16 protein-coding genes are annotated in these 16,025 nt (G+C 53.9%); 4 read left to right on the top strand and 12 right to left on the bottom strand.

Translation table 11 applies throughout. The annotated features are described in order from the left end of the window. Position 1 precedes the first annotated feature (1 nt). Positions 2-1,741: a putative bifunctional diguanylate cyclase/phosphodiesterase gene (locus CFK45_RS05645; protein ID WP_096085447.1), complete on the top strand. Its 1,740-nt coding sequence runs from the start codon at positions 2-4 to the stop codon at positions 1,739-1,741. Here the strand turns inward: CFK45_RS05645 and panB are convergent. The 11 genes from panB to CFK45_RS05590 form a co-directional block, all read right to left on the bottom strand. Continuing rightward, positions 1,734-2,549, bottom strand: coding sequence for a 3-methyl-2-oxobutanoate hydroxymethyltransferase (gene panB, locus CFK45_RS05640; protein ID WP_096085446.1), 816 nt, complete (start codon positions 2,547-2,549; stop codon positions 1,734-1,736). The two genes, CFK45_RS05645 and panB, sit on opposite strands and share 8 nt — an antisense overlap. 11 nt (positions 2,550-2,560) lie before the next feature. After that, positions 2,561-3,238 carry a deoxynucleoside kinase gene (locus CFK45_RS05635; protein WP_096085445.1) on the bottom strand — a complete coding sequence of 226 codons (678 nt, stop codon included), beginning with the start codon at positions 3,236-3,238 and terminating at the stop codon, positions 2,561-2,563. Further along, complete coding sequence (gene folK, locus CFK45_RS05630; protein WP_096085444.1) at positions 3,235-3,762, bottom strand: 2-amino-4-hydroxy-6-hydroxymethyldihydropteridine diphosphokinase; 528 nt, start codon at positions 3,760-3,762, stop codon at positions 3,235-3,237. The genes CFK45_RS05635 and folK overlap by 4 nt, the downstream gene beginning before the upstream one ends. Beyond that, a complete protein-coding gene (gene pcnB / locus CFK45_RS05625) occupies positions 3,755-5,101 on the bottom strand; it encodes a polynucleotide adenylyltransferase PcnB (RefSeq protein WP_096085443.1) in 1,347 nt (448 codons plus the stop codon). Before pcnB ends, folK begins: the two co-directional genes overlap by 8 nt. 899 nt (positions 5,102-6,000) lie before the next feature. Then, positions 6,001-7,386 carry a sigma-54-dependent transcriptional regulator gene (locus CFK45_RS05615; RefSeq protein ID WP_096085441.1) on the bottom strand — a complete coding sequence of 462 codons (1,386 nt, stop codon included), beginning with the start codon at positions 7,384-7,386 and terminating at the stop codon, positions 6,001-6,003. A gap of 133 nt (positions 7,387-7,519) precedes the next feature. Then, positions 7,520-10,498, bottom strand: a complete 2,979-nt coding sequence (locus CFK45_RS05610) for a sensor histidine kinase (RefSeq protein ID WP_096085440.1) — start codon at positions 10,496-10,498, stop codon at positions 7,520-7,522. Beyond that, a complete protein-coding gene (locus tag CFK45_RS18550) occupies positions 10,488-10,664 on the bottom strand; it encodes a hypothetical protein (protein ID WP_192870737.1) in 177 nt (58 codons plus the stop codon). Before CFK45_RS18550 ends, CFK45_RS05610 begins: the two co-directional genes overlap by 11 nt. Before the next feature lie 30 nt (positions 10,665-10,694). Then, positions 10,695-11,603, bottom strand: a complete 909-nt coding sequence (gluQRS, locus tag CFK45_RS05605) for a tRNA glutamyl-Q(34) synthetase GluQRS (RefSeq protein WP_096085439.1) — start codon at positions 11,601-11,603, stop codon at positions 10,695-10,697. A 36-nt stretch (positions 11,604-11,639) separates the two neighbouring features. Beyond that, positions 11,640-12,074: an RNA polymerase-binding protein DksA gene (gene dksA, locus CFK45_RS05600; protein WP_096085515.1), complete on the bottom strand. Its 435-nt coding sequence runs from the start codon at positions 12,072-12,074 to the stop codon at positions 11,640-11,642. A 179-nt stretch (positions 12,075-12,253) separates the two neighbouring features. Beyond that, positions 12,254-12,598 (bottom strand): Rieske (2Fe-2S) protein, encoded by a 345-nt coding sequence (locus CFK45_RS05595; protein ID WP_096085438.1) that lies wholly within the window; start codon positions 12,596-12,598, stop codon positions 12,254-12,256. Further along, positions 12,576-12,851: a TfoX/Sxy family protein gene (locus CFK45_RS05590; protein ID WP_096085437.1), complete on the bottom strand. Its 276-nt coding sequence runs from the start codon at positions 12,849-12,851 to the stop codon at positions 12,576-12,578. Before CFK45_RS05590 ends, CFK45_RS05595 begins: the two co-directional genes overlap by 23 nt. A 131-nt stretch (positions 12,852-12,982) precedes the next feature. On the opposite strand from CFK45_RS05590, the gene CFK45_RS05585 reads away from it, so the two are divergent. From CFK45_RS05585 to CFK45_RS05575, 3 genes are read left to right on the top strand one after another with little or no spacing between them, the layout of a single operon-like run. Continuing rightward, the gene (locus CFK45_RS05585; RefSeq protein ID WP_096085436.1) at positions 12,983-13,675 is read left to right on the top strand and encodes a M15 family metallopeptidase; all 693 of its coding nucleotides are present in this window, start codon (positions 12,983-12,985) and stop codon (positions 13,673-13,675) included. Beyond that, complete coding sequence (locus CFK45_RS05580; RefSeq protein ID WP_096085435.1) at positions 13,659-14,366, top strand: HAD family hydrolase; 708 nt, start codon at positions 13,659-13,661, stop codon at positions 14,364-14,366. Before CFK45_RS05585 ends, CFK45_RS05580 begins: the two co-directional genes overlap by 17 nt. Beyond that, positions 14,359-15,141, top strand: coding sequence for a hypothetical protein (locus tag CFK45_RS05575; protein WP_096085434.1), 783 nt, complete (start codon positions 14,359-14,361; stop codon positions 15,139-15,141). Before CFK45_RS05580 ends, CFK45_RS05575 begins: the two co-directional genes overlap by 8 nt. A 275-nt stretch (positions 15,142-15,416) precedes the next feature. Here the strand turns inward: CFK45_RS05575 and ppa are convergent, their stop codons facing one another. Continuing rightward, positions 15,417-15,965, bottom strand: a complete 549-nt coding sequence (ppa, locus tag CFK45_RS05570) for an inorganic diphosphatase (RefSeq protein WP_096085433.1) — start codon at positions 15,963-15,965, stop codon at positions 15,417-15,419. Between the last annotated feature and the right edge of the window lie 60 nt (positions 15,966-16,025).

Genomic DNA, 16,025 nt, shown 5'->3' with positions numbered 1-16,025 from the left:
TATGCGCATACTCATTGTCGACGATGACACTGTCGACCGCCAAATTGTCAAGCGGGCCCTACATCTGGGCTCGATGACCTATGAATTGGTCGAGGCCCAAACGGTTGACGAGGGCTTGGCCCTATTCGATAAGAAAGATTTTGACCTTGTCCTGATTGATTTTCGCATGCCGGGCAAAGACGGCATTGAGCTGGTGATTGCTATTCGCGATGGCTATCCCGATTGTCGCTCGGCAATTGTGATGATGAGCAACAGCGAAGACGAGCAAGTTGCGCTCGATGCCATACGCGCAGGCGCGCAGGATTTTATCCTTAAAACTGAAATTACCGCATCGCGGTTAAGGCGCTCGATCTTGCATGCGCAAACGCGCTTCGAGCTCGAAAAGCAGTTGCAGGAGAGCTATGCCAAGGTTAAACAGCTCGCTGAGCGCGACGCCTTGACCGGTTTGGCCAACCGCCATCTTTTTGATGAATCGTTAAAGTTTACCATCGCCAATAACCGCCGAGCAGACTATAAGGTTGCGCTGCTGCTGATTGACCTCGACAATTTTAAGTATGTCAACGACAACTTCGGCCACGATGTCGGCGACTTGTTGCTGCAGAGAGTTGTTAAGCGCATTCACGCCTGTTTGCGCGGCAGTGAGTTATTTGCCCGCCTCGGCGGTGATGAGTTTGCAATCAGCCTCGGCAATTTGAGTTCTGAGCTCGAGGCGAGCCGTGTTGCTCAGCGTATATTGTTGGTGCTGGAAACGCCGTTTGAAATTAAAGGCCGCTCGTTTACATCGGGTGCAAGCATCGGCATCGCGCTGCACCCCGACAATGGCGAAAATGCCGAAGAGCTTGTTAAACACGCCGATATTGCAATGTATCGGGCAAAGAAAAAGGGTAAAAATCAGGCCTGCTTTTTTGAAGAAGAAATGCAGCAACAGTTTGCATCGCGCTACGAAATTGAACAGGAGCTTAGGCAGGCGATCGACAATCACCGCTTTAGCCTGACCTACCAGCCGGTGTATTCGGCACTCAGTCACGAGCTAGGTGGTTACGAGGTTTTTTTGCAGTGGCACGATGCTGGGGGGCTGCGCAGCCCCGAAGAGTTTTTGCCAATTGCTGAGGAGTCGAAGTTAATTTTGCAGCTCGGCCGCTGGTTGATTGAGCGTGCGATGCGCCAGCAGGTTCGCTGGGCCAAAGAGCACAACCACCGAGCATTTATGTCCATTAATTTGAGCCCGGTGCAGCTTTCTGATCGCGGTTTAACACCGCTGCTACAAGAATTGTTGCCGCGTTACGGCGCCGAGGCTTCGCAGTTTATTTTTGAAGTATCCGAGCTTGCGTTAAACGGTTTGCACCCCGAAGTTAGAAAAAATATTGATGCGCTGCGTGCGTTGGGTTGTAAAGTTGCGCTTGGCGATTTTGGTGCCGGCCTTTCTTCGATTGCCAATTTGCGCGATTATCCGTTTGATTTGATAAAAATTGAGCGCAGTTTTTTACCCGGCCCACACAGCAGCGAGCAAGACCGAGCTCTGTTTGCGAGTGTGGTTAAGATGATCCAGGCCTTAAATATTGAAACTGTGGTTGTCGGTACCGAGAGTGTGGAGCAAGTAGAGCTCTGCTGTCAGCTCGGGGTAAATCAGTTGCAAGGGCACTTCTTTGCAAAAGCGGAAACGGCGCAGTACATAGAAAACAACTATTTACTGCGCAACTTTAATCCGGATACGGATAAGCCCCACGAGGGCCTTAGTTAAAGATATGCTCGTCTGCGGGAAACTGAGCGTTTTTTACGTCTTCGACATATTTGCCCAGTGCACCGGGAATATCTTTACTCTCGACTAAGAAATTTTTAGAGAATTTCGGCGGCTGTGGCGTTAAGCCGAGAATATCGTTAATAACCAGTACTTGCGCGTCGCAGTCTTTGCCGGCGCCAATGCCGATGGTCGGAATGCTCATCTGTTCGGTTATTTCTTTGGCCAGCGCCGCCGGTACGCATTCAAGTAACAGAATATCGGCACCGGCCTTTTCCAGCACTTTGGCGTCGTGCATCAGTTTGCGTGCGCCCTGTTCATCGCGACCCTGGACCCGAAAGCCGCCAAACTTGTTTACCGACTGGGGGGTTAGGCCGATGTGAGCGCAGACCGGAATGCCCCGGTCGCTGAGTTTGCTGACGATATCGGCACACCAGCTGCCGCCCTCGAGTTTGACCATGTGCGCGCCGGCCTGCATTAAGCGACTGGCGTTGCGCATGGCGTCGTCGACGGTGGCGTAACTCATAAATGGCAGATCGCCCATAATCAGGCATTTGTCACTGCCGCGGCTCACGGCTTCGACGTGATAGATCATGTGTTCCATGGTAACGGGCACGGTCGAATCGAAGCCGAGTACGGTCATGCCCAAGCTGTCGCCCACTAATAACACTTCAACGCCACTGTGCTGAGCCATTGCGGCCATCGGCGCGTCGTAAAGTGCAACGGTGACAAATTTCTGCCCTTCTTGTTTCATTTTTTGAAGGGTCAGTATGCTGGTTTTTTTATCCAGCGACGTAGAGGCGTAGGCCATAATTGTTCTCGCTAAAACATGGCCGGTCGCGGGTTGTAATAATGGCGGCCGGAGCGGATGGTCAAAAGGTAGTTCACCAGGTTCTGGTAGTCCTGCTCATTATTGATCCAGTCAATTTCGGTTGCATTGACAATCAACAAAGGGCTTTGCTCATAAAAATGAAAAAAGCGCGCGTAGGCGTCGTTGAGCGCGCTTAGGTAATCGTTATTGATCAACTGTTCGTTGGCGACGCCGCGCTGTTCAATACGGGCCTGGAGCACGTCTATCGGAGCTTGCAGATATACGACGAGGTCGGGCCTCGGAGCCTCAATTTGCGTTTGCTGATAGATCTGCCGGTAGAGTTTGAGCTCGTCGTCATCGAGTGTTACTTCGGCAAACAGTGGGTCTTTGTCGATCAGGAAGTCGGCAACTTTAGGTTTTTGAAACAGGTCCTCTGAGCACAGATCATTGAGCTGCTGTGTGCGCTGGAACAAAAAAAACAGCTGGGTCGGCAGGGCGCTGTTGCGCTCGTTTTTATAAAAACGATCGAGAAAGGGGTTGCTGCTGGTCTTTTCGAGAATGGCATCTGCGCTAAAGCTCTCGGCCAGGCGCTGGGCGAGGCTTGTTTTCCCTACGCCGATACAGCCTTCTATGGCAATAAAGCGCGGAAGCTCAGCGGCACTTAAGCCCTGGAGCTGGCTGTCGCTCACGGTGTTTCCCCTTTTTTTTGTTTATCTGCTGCGCGTGTTTGCGCAGGCAGTCGCCAGAGGCCGTCGCCGCTCACGCGTGAAGCGAGGCTGTCGACACGGCCAAGTCCGCAAATGTCCAAATCGGGATTGAGTTCGCGCCAGGGCCATAATACAAAATTTCGCTCGCGAATTCGCGGGTGGGGCAGTAACAAATCAGCGCGCTCACTTTGCTGGTTGTCGTACCAGAGCAAGTCGAGATCCAGGGTTCGCGGCCCCCAGCGAAGCGTGCGCTGGCGCCCGCAGTCCGCTTCGATTTGGTGGAAGCGCTGCAGCAGTTCGGCGGCGCTCAGCTCGCTCGTCAGTTCGGCAACGGCGTTGACGTAGTCGGGCTGCTCTCCGGGGCCGACGGCGGTGCTGCCATAAAAGGATGAGCAGCGCAGAACTTGGATGCCGTCGCTGGTGGCCAGTGCTCGCAGGGCAAAGTTTATTTGCTCAATGGGCTGCTCAAGGTTGGCACCGAGACCGCAGTAGGCCAGTTTAGTCATTATTTTTGGCGGGTTTGCGCCTACGCGGTCGCTTGCGCTTGCGCGGTGCCTGACTATTGCGGGCGGATTCGAGCAGGGCCTGGCGCCGCTCTTCGGAGGCCACCTGAAACTCCGTCCACCAGTGCCCTAGCTGGCCGAGCTCTTCACCGCTTTGTTCGCGCAGCAATAAGAAGTCGTAAGCGGCGCGAAAGCGCGGATGTTCAAGCAGGGTATAGGCGCGGCGACCATCGCGCCGGGGCAGCCGAAGTTGTAAGGTCCAGATCTCTCTCATCGGGATAAGAAAGCGCTTGGGGATGGCGGTGCGCTGCAGCTGTTCAGAAATAACGCCGGTGGCGGCTTTATTCAGCAGTTCTTGCTCGCCGCCGCGGTGCTGGCTGCGCAGCGCCTGCATCTGCTGCTGTAGGCGCGGCCACAGGAATGCAGCGTAAATAAAGGCCGGCGTGACACGCTTGCCCTGAGCTAAGCGCTCATCGGTGTTGGCGGCGGCGCACAGAAGTAAGCGTTTGGCCTGGCTTTCATCGCGGTTAAAAACGTCGGCAGCGGCCGGAAACAGGTGTTCGAGTAGATGGTAGTGGTGCAGTTGCTCGAGTATGGCTTCGGCTCGGCCGCTCATAAACAGCTTGAGTACTTCTTCAAACAAGCGCGCCGGAGGGATTTCAAGCAGGTAGTCACTGTGTTCGCGAATAGGCTGTTCGCTGGCCGCATCGAGGCTGAAGCCCAGCTTGCTCATAAAGCGAATAGCTCTGAGCATGCGCACCGGGTCTTCTTTGTAGCGTGCGTCGGGCTCGCCAATAATGCTCAGGCTTTTTTGCTTGAGTGCGCTAAGGCCGTTGCAGTAGTCAACAATGCTGTCGTCGCTCGGGTCGTAATACAGAGCGTTGATGCTGAAGTCGCGGCGCCAGGCGTCGGAACATAGATCGCCGTAGACATTGTCCCTCAGCAATATGCCCTTGTCGCTCTGTACGGCGTGTTGCTTACCACTGGCTTCTTCGTGTGAGCCGCGAAAAGTTGTCACTTCGATAACTTCTCTGCCCATGCGCACATGAACAATTTTAAAACGGCGACCGATGATGCGCGCGCGGCGAAACACCTTTTGCACTTGTTCGGGGGTGGCGTCAGTCGCAACGTCGAAGTCTTTGGGGTGGCCGCCCAGGAGCAAGTCGCGCACACCGCCGCCAACCAGGTAAGCTTGCCAACCAGCGTCTTGCAGCAGCTCAATGACTTTGAGCGCGTTGTGGCTGATGTCGCGCTTATCTATGCCGTTTTCGCGACCGCTGACTCGCGTGGCGGTAAGCGGCTTTGTATTGGGGCGGAACAGTTTCTTCAGTTTTTTTAGCATAATGACGTGAAACGAGAAGGCATCCTGCTGGCAGGGCTCGAAGGGCTGGATTCTAGCACAGCTTGATACTGTGGCGGCATAGCAATTGCACATACGAAAACGGGAAAGCCAAGGCTTTCCCGTCGAATTCGGTGCTTATTTTTATTCTTATTAAGAATGTCTAACGTCCATGTCCGCGTTTTGCTTGGCAAGCAAGCCCTTCCTAAGGTACGCAAGTTGGTTATACGTTGTGTCTGTTTTTATTATTTGTTGTTGTTAGTCAGTCTTACTTTGTTCTTATTATTTATTGTTGTTATGTCTATGCAGTTTGCTGTTCTTATTATTATTTATTGTTGTTATTCGCTATGTTGTCTTTTGTTCTTATTCTTTATTGTTTTTATTATGTCGGTAATAAGAGCATGGCGCGTGCCAATAGTGAAAAACCTTTAATAAACAAAGGTTTAGCTTTTTTGGTGGGTGGTTTTATTCACTTTGGCTATGGCTGCTCGTTACCATGGGTGGCGTAGTTTGTTACTTGCAGCAAATAGCGGTAACACGACACTTGGGAGGCCGTGGCGGGCTAAAAAATAGTAAAACGTTTAACAGCACTCGCTGTGTTGTCGTTGCTTTTAAGACCGGAGTGTTAAGACTAAGTTCCCGTAATAAATAGGCTAAAGAGTGGTAAGTTTGGAAGCGGGGGCGAAAGCACTGGTTAAACACAGCTGTTTAGCTTGTGTTGGCTGCTTGCCCGCGGTGCGAATTTGGTTCAAAGCTTCGGTACTGAGGCTTGGTGCGAAGCCTCGCCGCTAAGCTTCGCAATAAAGGCGCGGCACAGCTTGTTTTTTGCCGAGCCGGCCTGCTGTTACCGCTGTTGTTAAGGCCAGGTGTTATCGCTGTCGTTAATGAGAGTGCCAGTGCCCTTAGGCTTTTTTGCCCTGGGTCGGCTTGCGGCGGGGAATGCCGAGGCGCTGGCGTCGCTCCCACAGGCATTTGCGGCTGACACCGAGCTTTTTAGCGAGCTCTGTCTCACTCATATGATCCTGGTGTTCCAGTACAAAGCGCTGAAAATAGTCTTCGAGACTAAGGTCTTCGTTGGCTTCGCTAACGTTGGCTTTTGCGGCCTCGGGCTCGGCGCTGGGGCTATCGTCAACTTTGACCAGTTCGTGATCGATGGCGAGGTGAGTGTGATCGATGATCTCATCGTTATCGCAGAGGATGACCGAGCGCTGCATGGCGTTTTCGAGTTCGCGAATATTGCCTGGCCACGGGTAGGTTGTGATGGCCTGAATGGCCTCCGGCGTTAAGGTGAGCGGCGGGCGCAGCATTTCTGTGCAAAAACGTTTAATAAAAGTTTCCGCAAGTAACAGTATGTCTTTGCCGCGTTCGCGCAGTGGCGGCAGGCGCAGTTGCACAACGTTGATGCGGAAATAAAGATCTTCGCGGAACTTGCCCTCTCTGGCCAGAGCTGCGAGATCTCGGTGGGTTGCAGCTACCAGGCGCACATCAACTTTGTGGCTTTCTGTTGAGCCTATCGGCCTGACTTCACCCTCTTGCAAAACCCGCAACAGGCGGGCTTGCGCTTCGAGCGGTAGCTCGCCGATCTCGTCGAGGAAGAGCGTACCGCCATCGGCGGCGGCAACAAGGCCTTCGCGATTGGCGGCGGCGCCGGTAAAAGCGCCTTTTTCGTGGCCAAAGAGTTCGGCCTCAATCAGCGTTTCGGGGATGGCGGCGCAGTTGACGCTAATAAGTGGCTTGTCTTTGCGCGGGCTTTCGCTGTGAATTGCGTTGGCGACTAGCTCTTTGCCGGTGCCGGTCTCACCCAGCACCAAAACCGTCGCCGAGGTTGGCGCGACTTTGTGAATTTTGCTGTAGACCTCGCGCATAATGGCGCTGGTGCCAATCATGCCGTCTATCGGCGTATCTTTATCTTCGGGGCTTTTCTTTATCGCCGCACTTTTGGTGCCTTTGCCTAGTGCGCGCTTGACGGCGGCAATCATCTCTTCGTGGTCAAAGGGTTTGGCGATGTAGTCGACAGCGCCCATACGCATGGAGTCGACGGCCGAGCGGAGGCTGGCGTAGGACGTCATAATCAGCACCGGAACATCGCCGGCTAGTTTGATTAAATCTGTGCCTGGTGCGCCGGGCAGGCGCAAATCACTAACTATGAGATCAAAGGTGTCTATTTTCTGTTTGGTCGCTTCGGCAACAGAACCGGTTTCGACGACTTCGTACTTATTGCGGCTTAGCAGCTTGCGCAGAGCGGTGCGAATAATGACTTCGTCTTCAACGATCAGAATTTTGCTCATAAGTTGTGTTACCTACTTGATTCCGCCTGCGTGTAGCGCTTAACGAGGCGGATATTGCTCGCCACGGATGCTCTGAATTCGCTGTCATCCGTGAGTGCAAAAGAATTATTATTGGGCCACTGCGGAGTTACGTTTAGCTGCTAGTGTTACTTAGGGTTTCAGCAGATGCAAGGGCATTGGGCAATTTTATCACAAACTTTGTGCCGCGCTGTAACACCTTGTCGACGGGGCTAATAAGCTCGAGTTGGCCATTGTGATCTTCGATGATGCTGTACACCATGGCCAGGCCCAGGCCGGTGCCTTCCCCCGGATCCTTTGTTGTAAAGAAGGGTTCGAGGATGCGGTCTTGAATCTCTGGGGCGATGCCGGGGCCTTCGTCGGTGACCGCAAAAGAGACTTCTTTGGCGACCTGCTCGACGATCACACTGACTTTTGTTCCCTCTTCACAGGCGTCGCGCGCGTTGCCGAGCAAATTGACAAAAACTTGAATCAGGCGCTGGCTGTCGCCGAGTACTTGAACGTACTCCGGCACTTCGTTGACAAACAGCATTTGCGCTTTTTCTTTCTGCAGGGCAATCAGGTTCATGCCCTCTTGCACACACTCGCGCAAGTTGCAGGCTTCGTACTCGCTGCCGCGGTTGCGCCCGGCGTGGCTGAAGCTGACCAGCGAGTGCACGATGCGGCTAACGCGTTTGGTTTGGCTCAAGATCTGGTCGGCGGTTTCGATGATTTCCGGGTCGTCGGTTTCGTATTTGAGAATTTGTGCAAGGCTGTCGATGCCGGTAACGGGGTTGCCGATTTCGTGGGCAACGCCGGCGGCGAGCCGGCCGACCGAGGCCAGTCGTTCGCTGTGCAGCAGTTCGTCTTCGAGCATTTGCAGCTCGGTAACGTCTTCGAGCAAGATGACCTGGCCGTCGATTTGATGTTCAAGTGACGAGGGAATACTGGCCTTGTGCAGGTTGAGCCAGCGCTGGCTGTCGGCGATCTCAACCTGCTCTTTGTGAGTGTGGTCGACATCGAGATCAACAAAGCTCGCCAGCAAGGGCCCCCAGGGCTCAAGTACATCATCCAGACGCGAGCCGGTTACCTGCTCGCTGGCGATGCCACTGAGCTGCTGCATGCTGTTGTTCCACATCAGTACTTCTCGGTCTTTTCCGACACTGAGGCCGGCCATCGGCAGTTGCTCGAGGGTGCGGCGGTGGTACAGGCGCAGGCTGTCGAGTTCGGCGGCAAGGCCGCTGAAGTGTTCGCGGTAGTGATTTAGGCGATCTTCGATAAGGTTGATATCGGTGGCACCTTCGGCTTCGGGCACTCGCAGTGGGATGAGTGTGTCCATGATCTCGGTGGCGAGCGAAATACCGAGCAGGCCACTTAGATTGGCTTCGATTTCGTCGCGCAGGCGGCGCAAGGCGTAGGGGCGGCGCTCATTTGGGTTCATGCTGAGCTGAGCCAGGGCGCGGTCGACCTCGATGCGAGCGGTGTTGCGACCGATGCGCTCACCGAGGCGCTCAACCATTTCGTCGGGGTCGCGAATATCGAGCACCATGCGCACTGGGTGACTGAGCTCGTCTTCCGAGCAGAGCTCGGCTGAGTAGCGCTCTTCGTTGCTCTGTTTGCTCAACAGGGAAACAATAATAAAGGCTGATACATTCAGCGACGTGGCCCACAGCGCGATATCGCTCCAGTGGCTGATGCCGAGTTTGAGGCTGAGGCCGGCAAAACCGAGTTCAATTACATGCTCGCCTATGTAGATCGGCAACAGCAAGCCTGCGGCCCAAATCCCCATGCCGATGGCGAGGCCGGTGAGCAGACCCTGGCGATTTGCGCGCGCCCAGTAGGTGACACAGAGAATACCGGGCAGCAACTGCAGCGCGGCAATAAATGAAATCAAGCCGAGCTGGCTTAAGCTAAAACGGTTTTCGAGGCCGCTGTAAAATAGGTAGGCCAAGGCTATCACGGCGATAACCAGCACGCGGCGTATCAGTACGATTTGTCCATAGACTTCGCGCTTGGCGCTTAGGGATGAGGCCGGCAAGATCCACTGGTTCATCACCATGGTCGAGATCGCCAGTGAAATTGATACGATGGCGCCAGTGGCGGCGCTGAGCCCGGCGACAAAACTAATAACGGTAAACGTGGTGTTTTCCGCAAGCAGAGGCACCGCAAGAGAGAAATACTCACTCGGGATGGTGCTGCCAAAGCTCAAGCCGGCCCAGAGTATGGGGAAAATGGGCAGGGCCATCAGCAACAAAAACAGCGGGAAGGCCCAGGTCACGGTATAGGTAGAATGGCGCAACGGGTTTTCAACCACCGCCATATGGAATATGTGCGGCATGGCAACGGCCGTCGATAAAAATACCAGCAGCAGGGTGTGGCTCTCGGTGTGCTTAAGCGGCTCGTAGAGGTATTCGAGGTTGGTCTGGTGGTCGGCGAGCCATTGATCGAGGCCGCCCATACCGCCAAAAATAGCGTAAACACTGAAACCACCCACGGCCAGCATGCCAAAGAGTTTGACCACCGATTCAAAAGCCATGGCGGTGATCAGGCCTTTGTGGTGTTCTCGGTTGGCGCCAAAAACCAGGGCAAAACAGCCGATGACCGCGCAGTAGACCAGAGCCAGCATATCGCGGGTATCAAAGCTGTCGACACCGCGTTCGAGGTCGTGGTTTTGGTTGGTCAGCAGTAAAATGGTATCGGCGACGGCCTGAATTTGCAGGCTCAGAAGTGGCATCACCGCCAGCAACATGCACAGCGTCACCAGGCCGCCAACTTCGTGGCTGTGGTAACGAAAGGTCAGCAGGTCGGCCATCGATGTGATCTGAAAGCGCCGCGCTAATTCCATCAGCGGTTTTAGTGCAACCGGGGCAAATAGAAACAGCATGCCCGTGCCCATGTAGTAGGCGAGTGCGCCGTAGCCGAAGTTTTCAGCCAGTTCAATCACACCGTAATAACTGAGTGCGCTGGCAAAAATACCGAGCGAAAGTATGTAGACCACAGGGTGGGAAGCGACCTTGCTCGGAATAATGCCGCGCTCGGTCGCCAGGGCTATGGCAAACAAGATGCTCAGGTAGATCAGGCAGATCAGGGCAACGTCAAAAAAACTAAAGCTCATGTTTTTTCACCAGTGAACGCTGCACAAAATAGGCAATGATGACGATGGCCAGCCAGATAATATAAGGGCGGTACCAGGCTCCGGTTGTGCTGAGCAACCAGCCAAGCAGGCGCGGCGAAAAAATAAATAGCAGCAGCAAAATCAGCAAAAGGGGGCTTTGGCGCATAAAGTTGGCTTCTTGTATTTGGGGCCTAGTTTAACGTAATTCGCTTAGCAGTAGCTCTCGCTTGTTGCGCAGTTGCTGCCGGCATTTGGGCCATCGTTCGACTGCCCAGTTAAGCAAAGCTGCAAGCTCATTTGGCGCAGAGTTTATTGGCATATGTAGCGCTTTGCAGACTAAAAGTAGATTTTCCAGCGCGCGATCGTTGTCGAGCGCCTCTGCGTGATTTTGCTTGCTGAGCTTAAGCCCGGGTTCGCTGCACAGCACCGGTATATGCATGTAGTTGGGCGCCACCGCTTGCTGCAGTTGCATTAATGCCAGCTGTTTGCAGGTTGTTTCGAGCAGGTCGCTGCCGCGCACAATGTGGTTAATGCTCTGGGCCACATCGTCGCAGCTCACGGCGAGCTGATACGCAAACAGGCCATCTTTGCGGTGAATGATGAAATCGCCACTTAGCTGTAAATCTTCACTCTGGGGGCCCTGGGCCCAGTCGTCAAAGCCGATAGTGCTTTGCTTAAACGCTTTGCTGCAGTTCAGGCGCAGGGCAGCTGCCTGTTCGGCTGGAATACTAAGATTGCGGCAGTGACCGTCGTATCGATTCGCTAAACTTTGCAGGCGTTTTCGATTGCAGTTGCAGCGATAACTAAGCTGCTCGGCTTCGAGTTCAGCTAGGCGCTGTCGGTAACGCTGCTGGTTGTGGCTTTGATAGCTTGGTGTTTCATCCCAGTACAAACCGTGTTTTTGCAGGCTTTCGAGTATTGCCAGGTCCGCTCCGGCTTGCTCACGCGGCGGGTCGATATCTTCAATGCGAACCAGCCACTGCCCCCGGTTGTAGCGGGCATCCAGCCAGGAGGCGAGTGCGCAAAGCAGCGAGCCCAGGTGCAAGGGGCCGGATGGGGATGGGGCAAAACGACCGCGGTAGCTCGAGCTTGTTGGTAGGGACATAAATGAAAACCCCGGCGTTGGCCGGGGTTGGAAGGCTTAACCTAGAATTTGTTTCTCTTTGATTTCATCCAGGGTTTTACAATCGACACAGAGCGTAGCGGTTGGGCGCGCTTCTAAGCGGCGGATGCCAATTTCAACACCGCAGGCTTCACAATAGCCGTAGTCTTCGGTTTCCAGAAGCTCGAGGGTCTTGTCGATCTTTTTGATCAGCTTGCGCTCGCGATCGCGGGTGCGCAGCTCAAGACTAAACTCTTCTTCCTGGCTTGCCCTGTCTGCCGGGTCGGGAAAGTTAGCAGCTTCGTCTTTCATATGGCTAACGGTGCGATCAACTTCTTCCATTAGCTCTTTGCGCCAGTCGAGCAGCAGGCCGCGAAAGTGGGTTTTCTGCTCGGGGCTCATGTATTCTTCGCCGTCTTTCTCCTGGTAGGGAGTAAAGTCACGTAAAGCAAAGCTGTTTTTTGAATCAGGCATTAGTTGGCCCTTCTTGTTTATGATCCGTTGTATAAACAGTGCTTGCATGGCTTATTTACCGAGCTGAATGCAAGCATAGTCGCAGGCCGCGCAGAGGGCCCTGCGAGAAAAGGAGAGCAAGCTACCAGATATGCCTAAAGAGCGCTAGCTCTTTTTAGCACTTGGCTCATCCAATTTTTTCAGTTTAGTTCAACAAATAGCTGGCCTTGTTGCTCGAGCAGTTTAAGCGCTTCTAATTTAGATCCAGCGCAAGGTCCAGCGACGCAGTGGCCGGTGTCTAAACGGAACAGTGCGCCGTGGGTGGCGCATTGAATAAGCTCTCCGTCGTAGTCGAGAAACTGCTCGTTGTCCCAGTCGAGTTTGATGCCCTGGTGCGGGCAGCGGTTGCGGTAGGCAAACCAGCGCTCGCCTTCGCGCACGATAAACAGCGCCTGGCCGTCGATCTCAAAGGCGCGACTTTGCTGTTGGGCCAGCTCTTGAAGGGGGCAGAGAAAGTGTTGCTCAGTTGATGACGGTTTGCTCATCAGCCTCTTTGACAAGTTGCTCTTTAAGCTCTGGGCTCAGGTCATTCCAGTGCACATTCATCAGTGCACCTTGCAGGGCATAGAGCATAACTTTGCTGACGTGAATGCCGCGCTTTTTAATACGGCAGTACGCTTCAACCGCGCCCATGCTATCCAGATCTTGTTGATTGTTGATACCTATGGCTCTGAGGATGTTGACCGAAGCCATGCCGAGGTTTTTTAGTTCGAGTAGTTCACTGTGTTCGGAAGTCATTTTCCGCTCTCCCACGCACTTATTATTATTGGCGTCATGGTGGTATTGTTGTTTTGCTTTCACGAATTCCTCTCGCGAAGGCTTCATAATACATAGATATAGTTCTAGCGCAATATAATCGTTTTTGTGACATGTTAAGTAACAAAATTCTTTATGGTTTGAGTCGTGATGGCCTGGAGCAGCGGCAGCAGCAGTGGCTCGCCCCGGCAACCTGGCGTGCGCTTGCGCTGTTGCAGGCGGCTGCGGCTGAGCGCGGTTTTGATGTGCAGCTGGCGAGCGCTCACCGGGGTTTTGAGCGGCAGCTTGCAATATGGAATGCCAAGGCGCGGGGTTTAAGGCCGGTGCTCGACAGCGATGGGCAAGTTCTCGATATCAGCAAACTCAACGAGCGCGAGTTGGTGTTGGCGATACTGCGCTGGTCTGCGCTGCCGGGCGCTTCGCGTCATCACTGGGGCTGCGACTTTGATATTTACGATAGGGCCGCGCTGGGCGACGGGCAGAGTTTTGAGCTGTTGAGCTCTGAGTGTGAGCGCGGCGGTGTGTTTGCGCCGATGTACCGCTGGTTGGCGGGCTGGCTAAGCAAACAGAGCGACTTTTATCGGCCCTATGCCGAAGACCTCGGCGGCGTCGCCCCGGAGCCCTGGCATCTCAGTTATGTTCCACTTGCCTGCGACTATATGCGTGCCTTTGACAGGCGGCAACTGCGTGAACTGTTACAGCACAGCGAGTTTGAGCTGAAAAATATTGTTGTTGATATGTTTGACGAAATCGTCGAGCGTTTTGTTTTACGCACGGCAGAGGTTCCCTGTGCTGATAATTTTTGATTGCGACGGCGTTTTGGTCGATAGCGAACTGCTCGGCGCAAAAGTATTTAGCGATACCCTCGCCGACTTTGGTTTTGCGATGAGCGCCGAGGCATGTTTTGAGCGCTTTAAAGGCTGGACCCTCAGTGCGTGTTACGAGTGGTTGGCACCCCAGATGGGCGGCAGCCTGCCGCCGGCGTTTGCCGGAGCCTTAAAAGCGAATACCAAGGCGCGCTTTAGCGCAGAGCTAACAGCGGTAGATGGTGTCGAGGCTTTGCTACAGCAGTTGCGTCAGCGGGGCAAAAGTTATTGTGTGGCGTCAAATGGCGGCCACGCCAAAATAGCCAATTCACTTAAGGCCTGCGAGCTGGCACCTTATTTTTCCTCTCGGCAGCGCTTTTCCGCCGAGGATGTGAGCAGCGGCAAGCCCGACCCCGCCCTGTTTTTGTACGCTGCCGAATCTATGGGAGTGCCGGCCGATTTTTGCTGGGTGATCGAAGACAGCTTAACTGGCGCGCGCGCAGCAAAAGCTGCGGGTATGAAGTTGGTATTTTACTGCGAAACTGGCGAGGCGCCGGAAGCGTTAGCAGCGTTAGAGCCTGAATTTGTCGCTCGTTCAATGTCCGAGCTGCAGAACATGCTGGGCTTTTCCAGTACCTATAATAAAAACAGCACAACAGTTCGCGAAGTTAAGGAGCAAAAAGATGTCTGAGCAGCGTTATGATTTAATTTTTCGAGGCGAGCTCGCTCGCGGCGCCGAACTTGCTCAAGCCAAGAAAAACATCGCTCACCTGTTTAAGATTAACGAAAGCAAAGTCGAGCAGTTGTTTTCTGGCAAAGAGATAGCGTTAAAAAAGGGTGTGGATTTTGCCACAGGTAATAAGTATCGCGTTGCGATAAAAAAAGCCGGCTGCGTTGTGGAGCTCAGGGAGCAAAAGCCCGCAGCGAATACCGCGGGCAAAGCGGTATTTAATGTGCCTGGACAGGCGCCTGAAAAAACAGCGAAAACAGCTAGCGCTGCAGCCGCTACCGGTACAAAACCAGTTGCCAAGCCGGCACAGGCCGCGGCTCAACAACCAGTGGCTCAACAACCTGCGCCAGAACCCGCACTGCAGGGCTCGAGCGCAGATAGCGGCGAAACAAAGATTAGCCTGGCGCCAGCCGGCGGAGATTTATTAAAAGACAACGAAAAGACGAAGTTTGAGGCGCGCGATGTTGATGTCAGTGCTCTGAGTGTCAAAGACGCCGGAGGCGACTTGCTCAACGATGCAGAGAAAGACAGCTTTGTCGCGCGAGATATTGCACTGGAGGCGAGCTTGGCCCCGGCCGGGGAGCAGTTGTTAAACGACGATGAGCGCGAAAGCCAGGATCCTGTCGAGGTCGACACCAGTGCTTTAAGTGTCGCCGAGGCCGGCGCAGACCTGGGCCAGGAAAAAACGCAAAAAAAAGAGCTGCAGCCCGATACCAGTCATTTGAGCTTGCAGTAGCGTCTGGGCCATTTGTTCCAGAGCTTGTGAACAATGCAAAAAAAGCCGGGTATTTAGCCCCAATGTTGTTCACTTAAGTGCAAGCTTCCCGGAACGAAGCTGATGCGGGCTTTCTTGGGGCGCCGTAAACCCGTCCATGGGGGCTTCGCCGCCGCATCCTTGCGGCAGAGACCCAATCAAACCCACCTCAGCTTCGCTCCTACCATCTCGTTACATCATTAAGTGAACAGTGTTGGGGTATTTAACCCGGCTTTTTGCTTGCGAGTGACAAAAAACTAGAAGCGCGGCGCTTCGGGTTCTTTGTTGTAGTTTTCAATTGAGTCGCGAATCTCTTGCTTGGCGGCAGCTGCGTCCGTCCAGCCCTCAATTTTTACCCACTTGCCTTCTTCAAGATCTTTATAGTGCTCAAAGAAGTGAGTGATCTGCTTGAGTTTGATCTCTGGCAGGTCGGCCGCTTCTTGCACATTGTCGTAATACGGTGTGATTTTACTAACGGGGACAGCCAAGATTTTTGCGTCTTCACCGCCGTCGTCAGTCATTTTTAGCATGCCGATTGGGCGGCAGCGAACAACAGAGCCCGGTTGCAGAGGGCGGCTCATAAACACCAGTACATCGGCAGGGTCACCGTCGCCGCAGAGTGTGTGGGGGATATACCCATAGTTGCAAGGGTAGCGCATAGAGGTGCCGAGGATGCGGTCAACAAACAGGGCGCCGCTGTCCTTGTCGATCTCGTATTTGATCGGCTCGCCACCCATTGGAATCTCGATGATGACGTTGACTTCTTCCGGAGCTTTATCACCGGTAGGAACCAGATGCAGGCTCATAAATTCTTCCTATAAAAACAGTTGAATCACGATCCGCAGCCCAAGCGGGAGCGCCGGGTA

Source organism: Agaribacterium haliotis (genome assembly GCF_002312815.1).
GTDB classification, from domain to species: Bacteria; Pseudomonadota; Gammaproteobacteria; order Pseudomonadales; family Cellvibrionaceae; genus Agaribacterium; species Agaribacterium haliotis.
This window is presented reverse-complemented; position numbering and strand designations above follow the sequence as displayed.

Coding starts and splice junctions, on each gene's coding strand:
- panB (WP_096085446.1), bottom strand. CDS start 2,549: ATGGCCTACGCCTCTACGTCGCTGGATAAAAAAACCAGCATACTGACC.
- CFK45_RS18550 (WP_192870737.1), bottom strand. CDS start 10,664: ATGCGCCAAAGCCCCCTTTTGCTGATTTTGCTGCTGCTATTTATTTTT.
- pcnB (WP_096085443.1), bottom strand. CDS start 5,101: ATGCTAAAAAAACTGAAGAAACTGTTCCGCCCCAATACAAAGCCGCTT.
- folK (WP_096085444.1), bottom strand. CDS start 3,762: ATGACTAAACTGGCCTACTGCGGTCTCGGTGCCAACCTTGAGCAGCCC.
- CFK45_RS05595 (WP_096085438.1), bottom strand. CDS start 12,598: ATGAGCAAACCGTCATCAACTGAGCAACACTTTCTCTGCCCCCTTCAA.
- CFK45_RS05590 (WP_096085437.1), bottom strand. CDS start 12,851: ATGACTTCCGAACACAGTGAACTACTCGAACTAAAAAACCTCGGCATG.
- dksA (WP_096085515.1), bottom strand. CDS start 12,074: ATGCCTGATTCAAAAAACAGCTTTGCTTTACGTGACTTTACTCCCTAC.
- ppa (WP_096085433.1), bottom strand. CDS start 15,965: ATGAGCCTGCATCTGGTTCCTACCGGTGATAAAGCTCCGGAAGAAGTC.
- CFK45_RS05645 (WP_096085447.1), top strand. CDS start 2: ATGCGCATACTCATTGTCGACGATGACACTGTCGACCGCCAAATTGTC.
- CFK45_RS05610 (WP_096085440.1), bottom strand. CDS start 10,498: ATGAGCTTTAGTTTTTTTGACGTTGCCCTGATCTGCCTGATCTACCTG.
- CFK45_RS05585 (WP_096085436.1), top strand. CDS start 12,983: ATGTTAAGTAACAAAATTCTTTATGGTTTGAGTCGTGATGGCCTGGAG.
- CFK45_RS05615 (WP_096085441.1), bottom strand. CDS start 7,386: ATGAGCAAAATTCTGATCGTTGAAGACGAAGTCATTATTCGCACCGCT.
- gluQRS (WP_096085439.1), bottom strand. CDS start 11,603: ATGTCCCTACCAACAAGCTCGAGCTACCGCGGTCGTTTTGCCCCATCC.
- CFK45_RS05575 (WP_096085434.1), top strand. CDS start 14,359: ATGTCTGAGCAGCGTTATGATTTAATTTTTCGAGGCGAGCTCGCTCGC.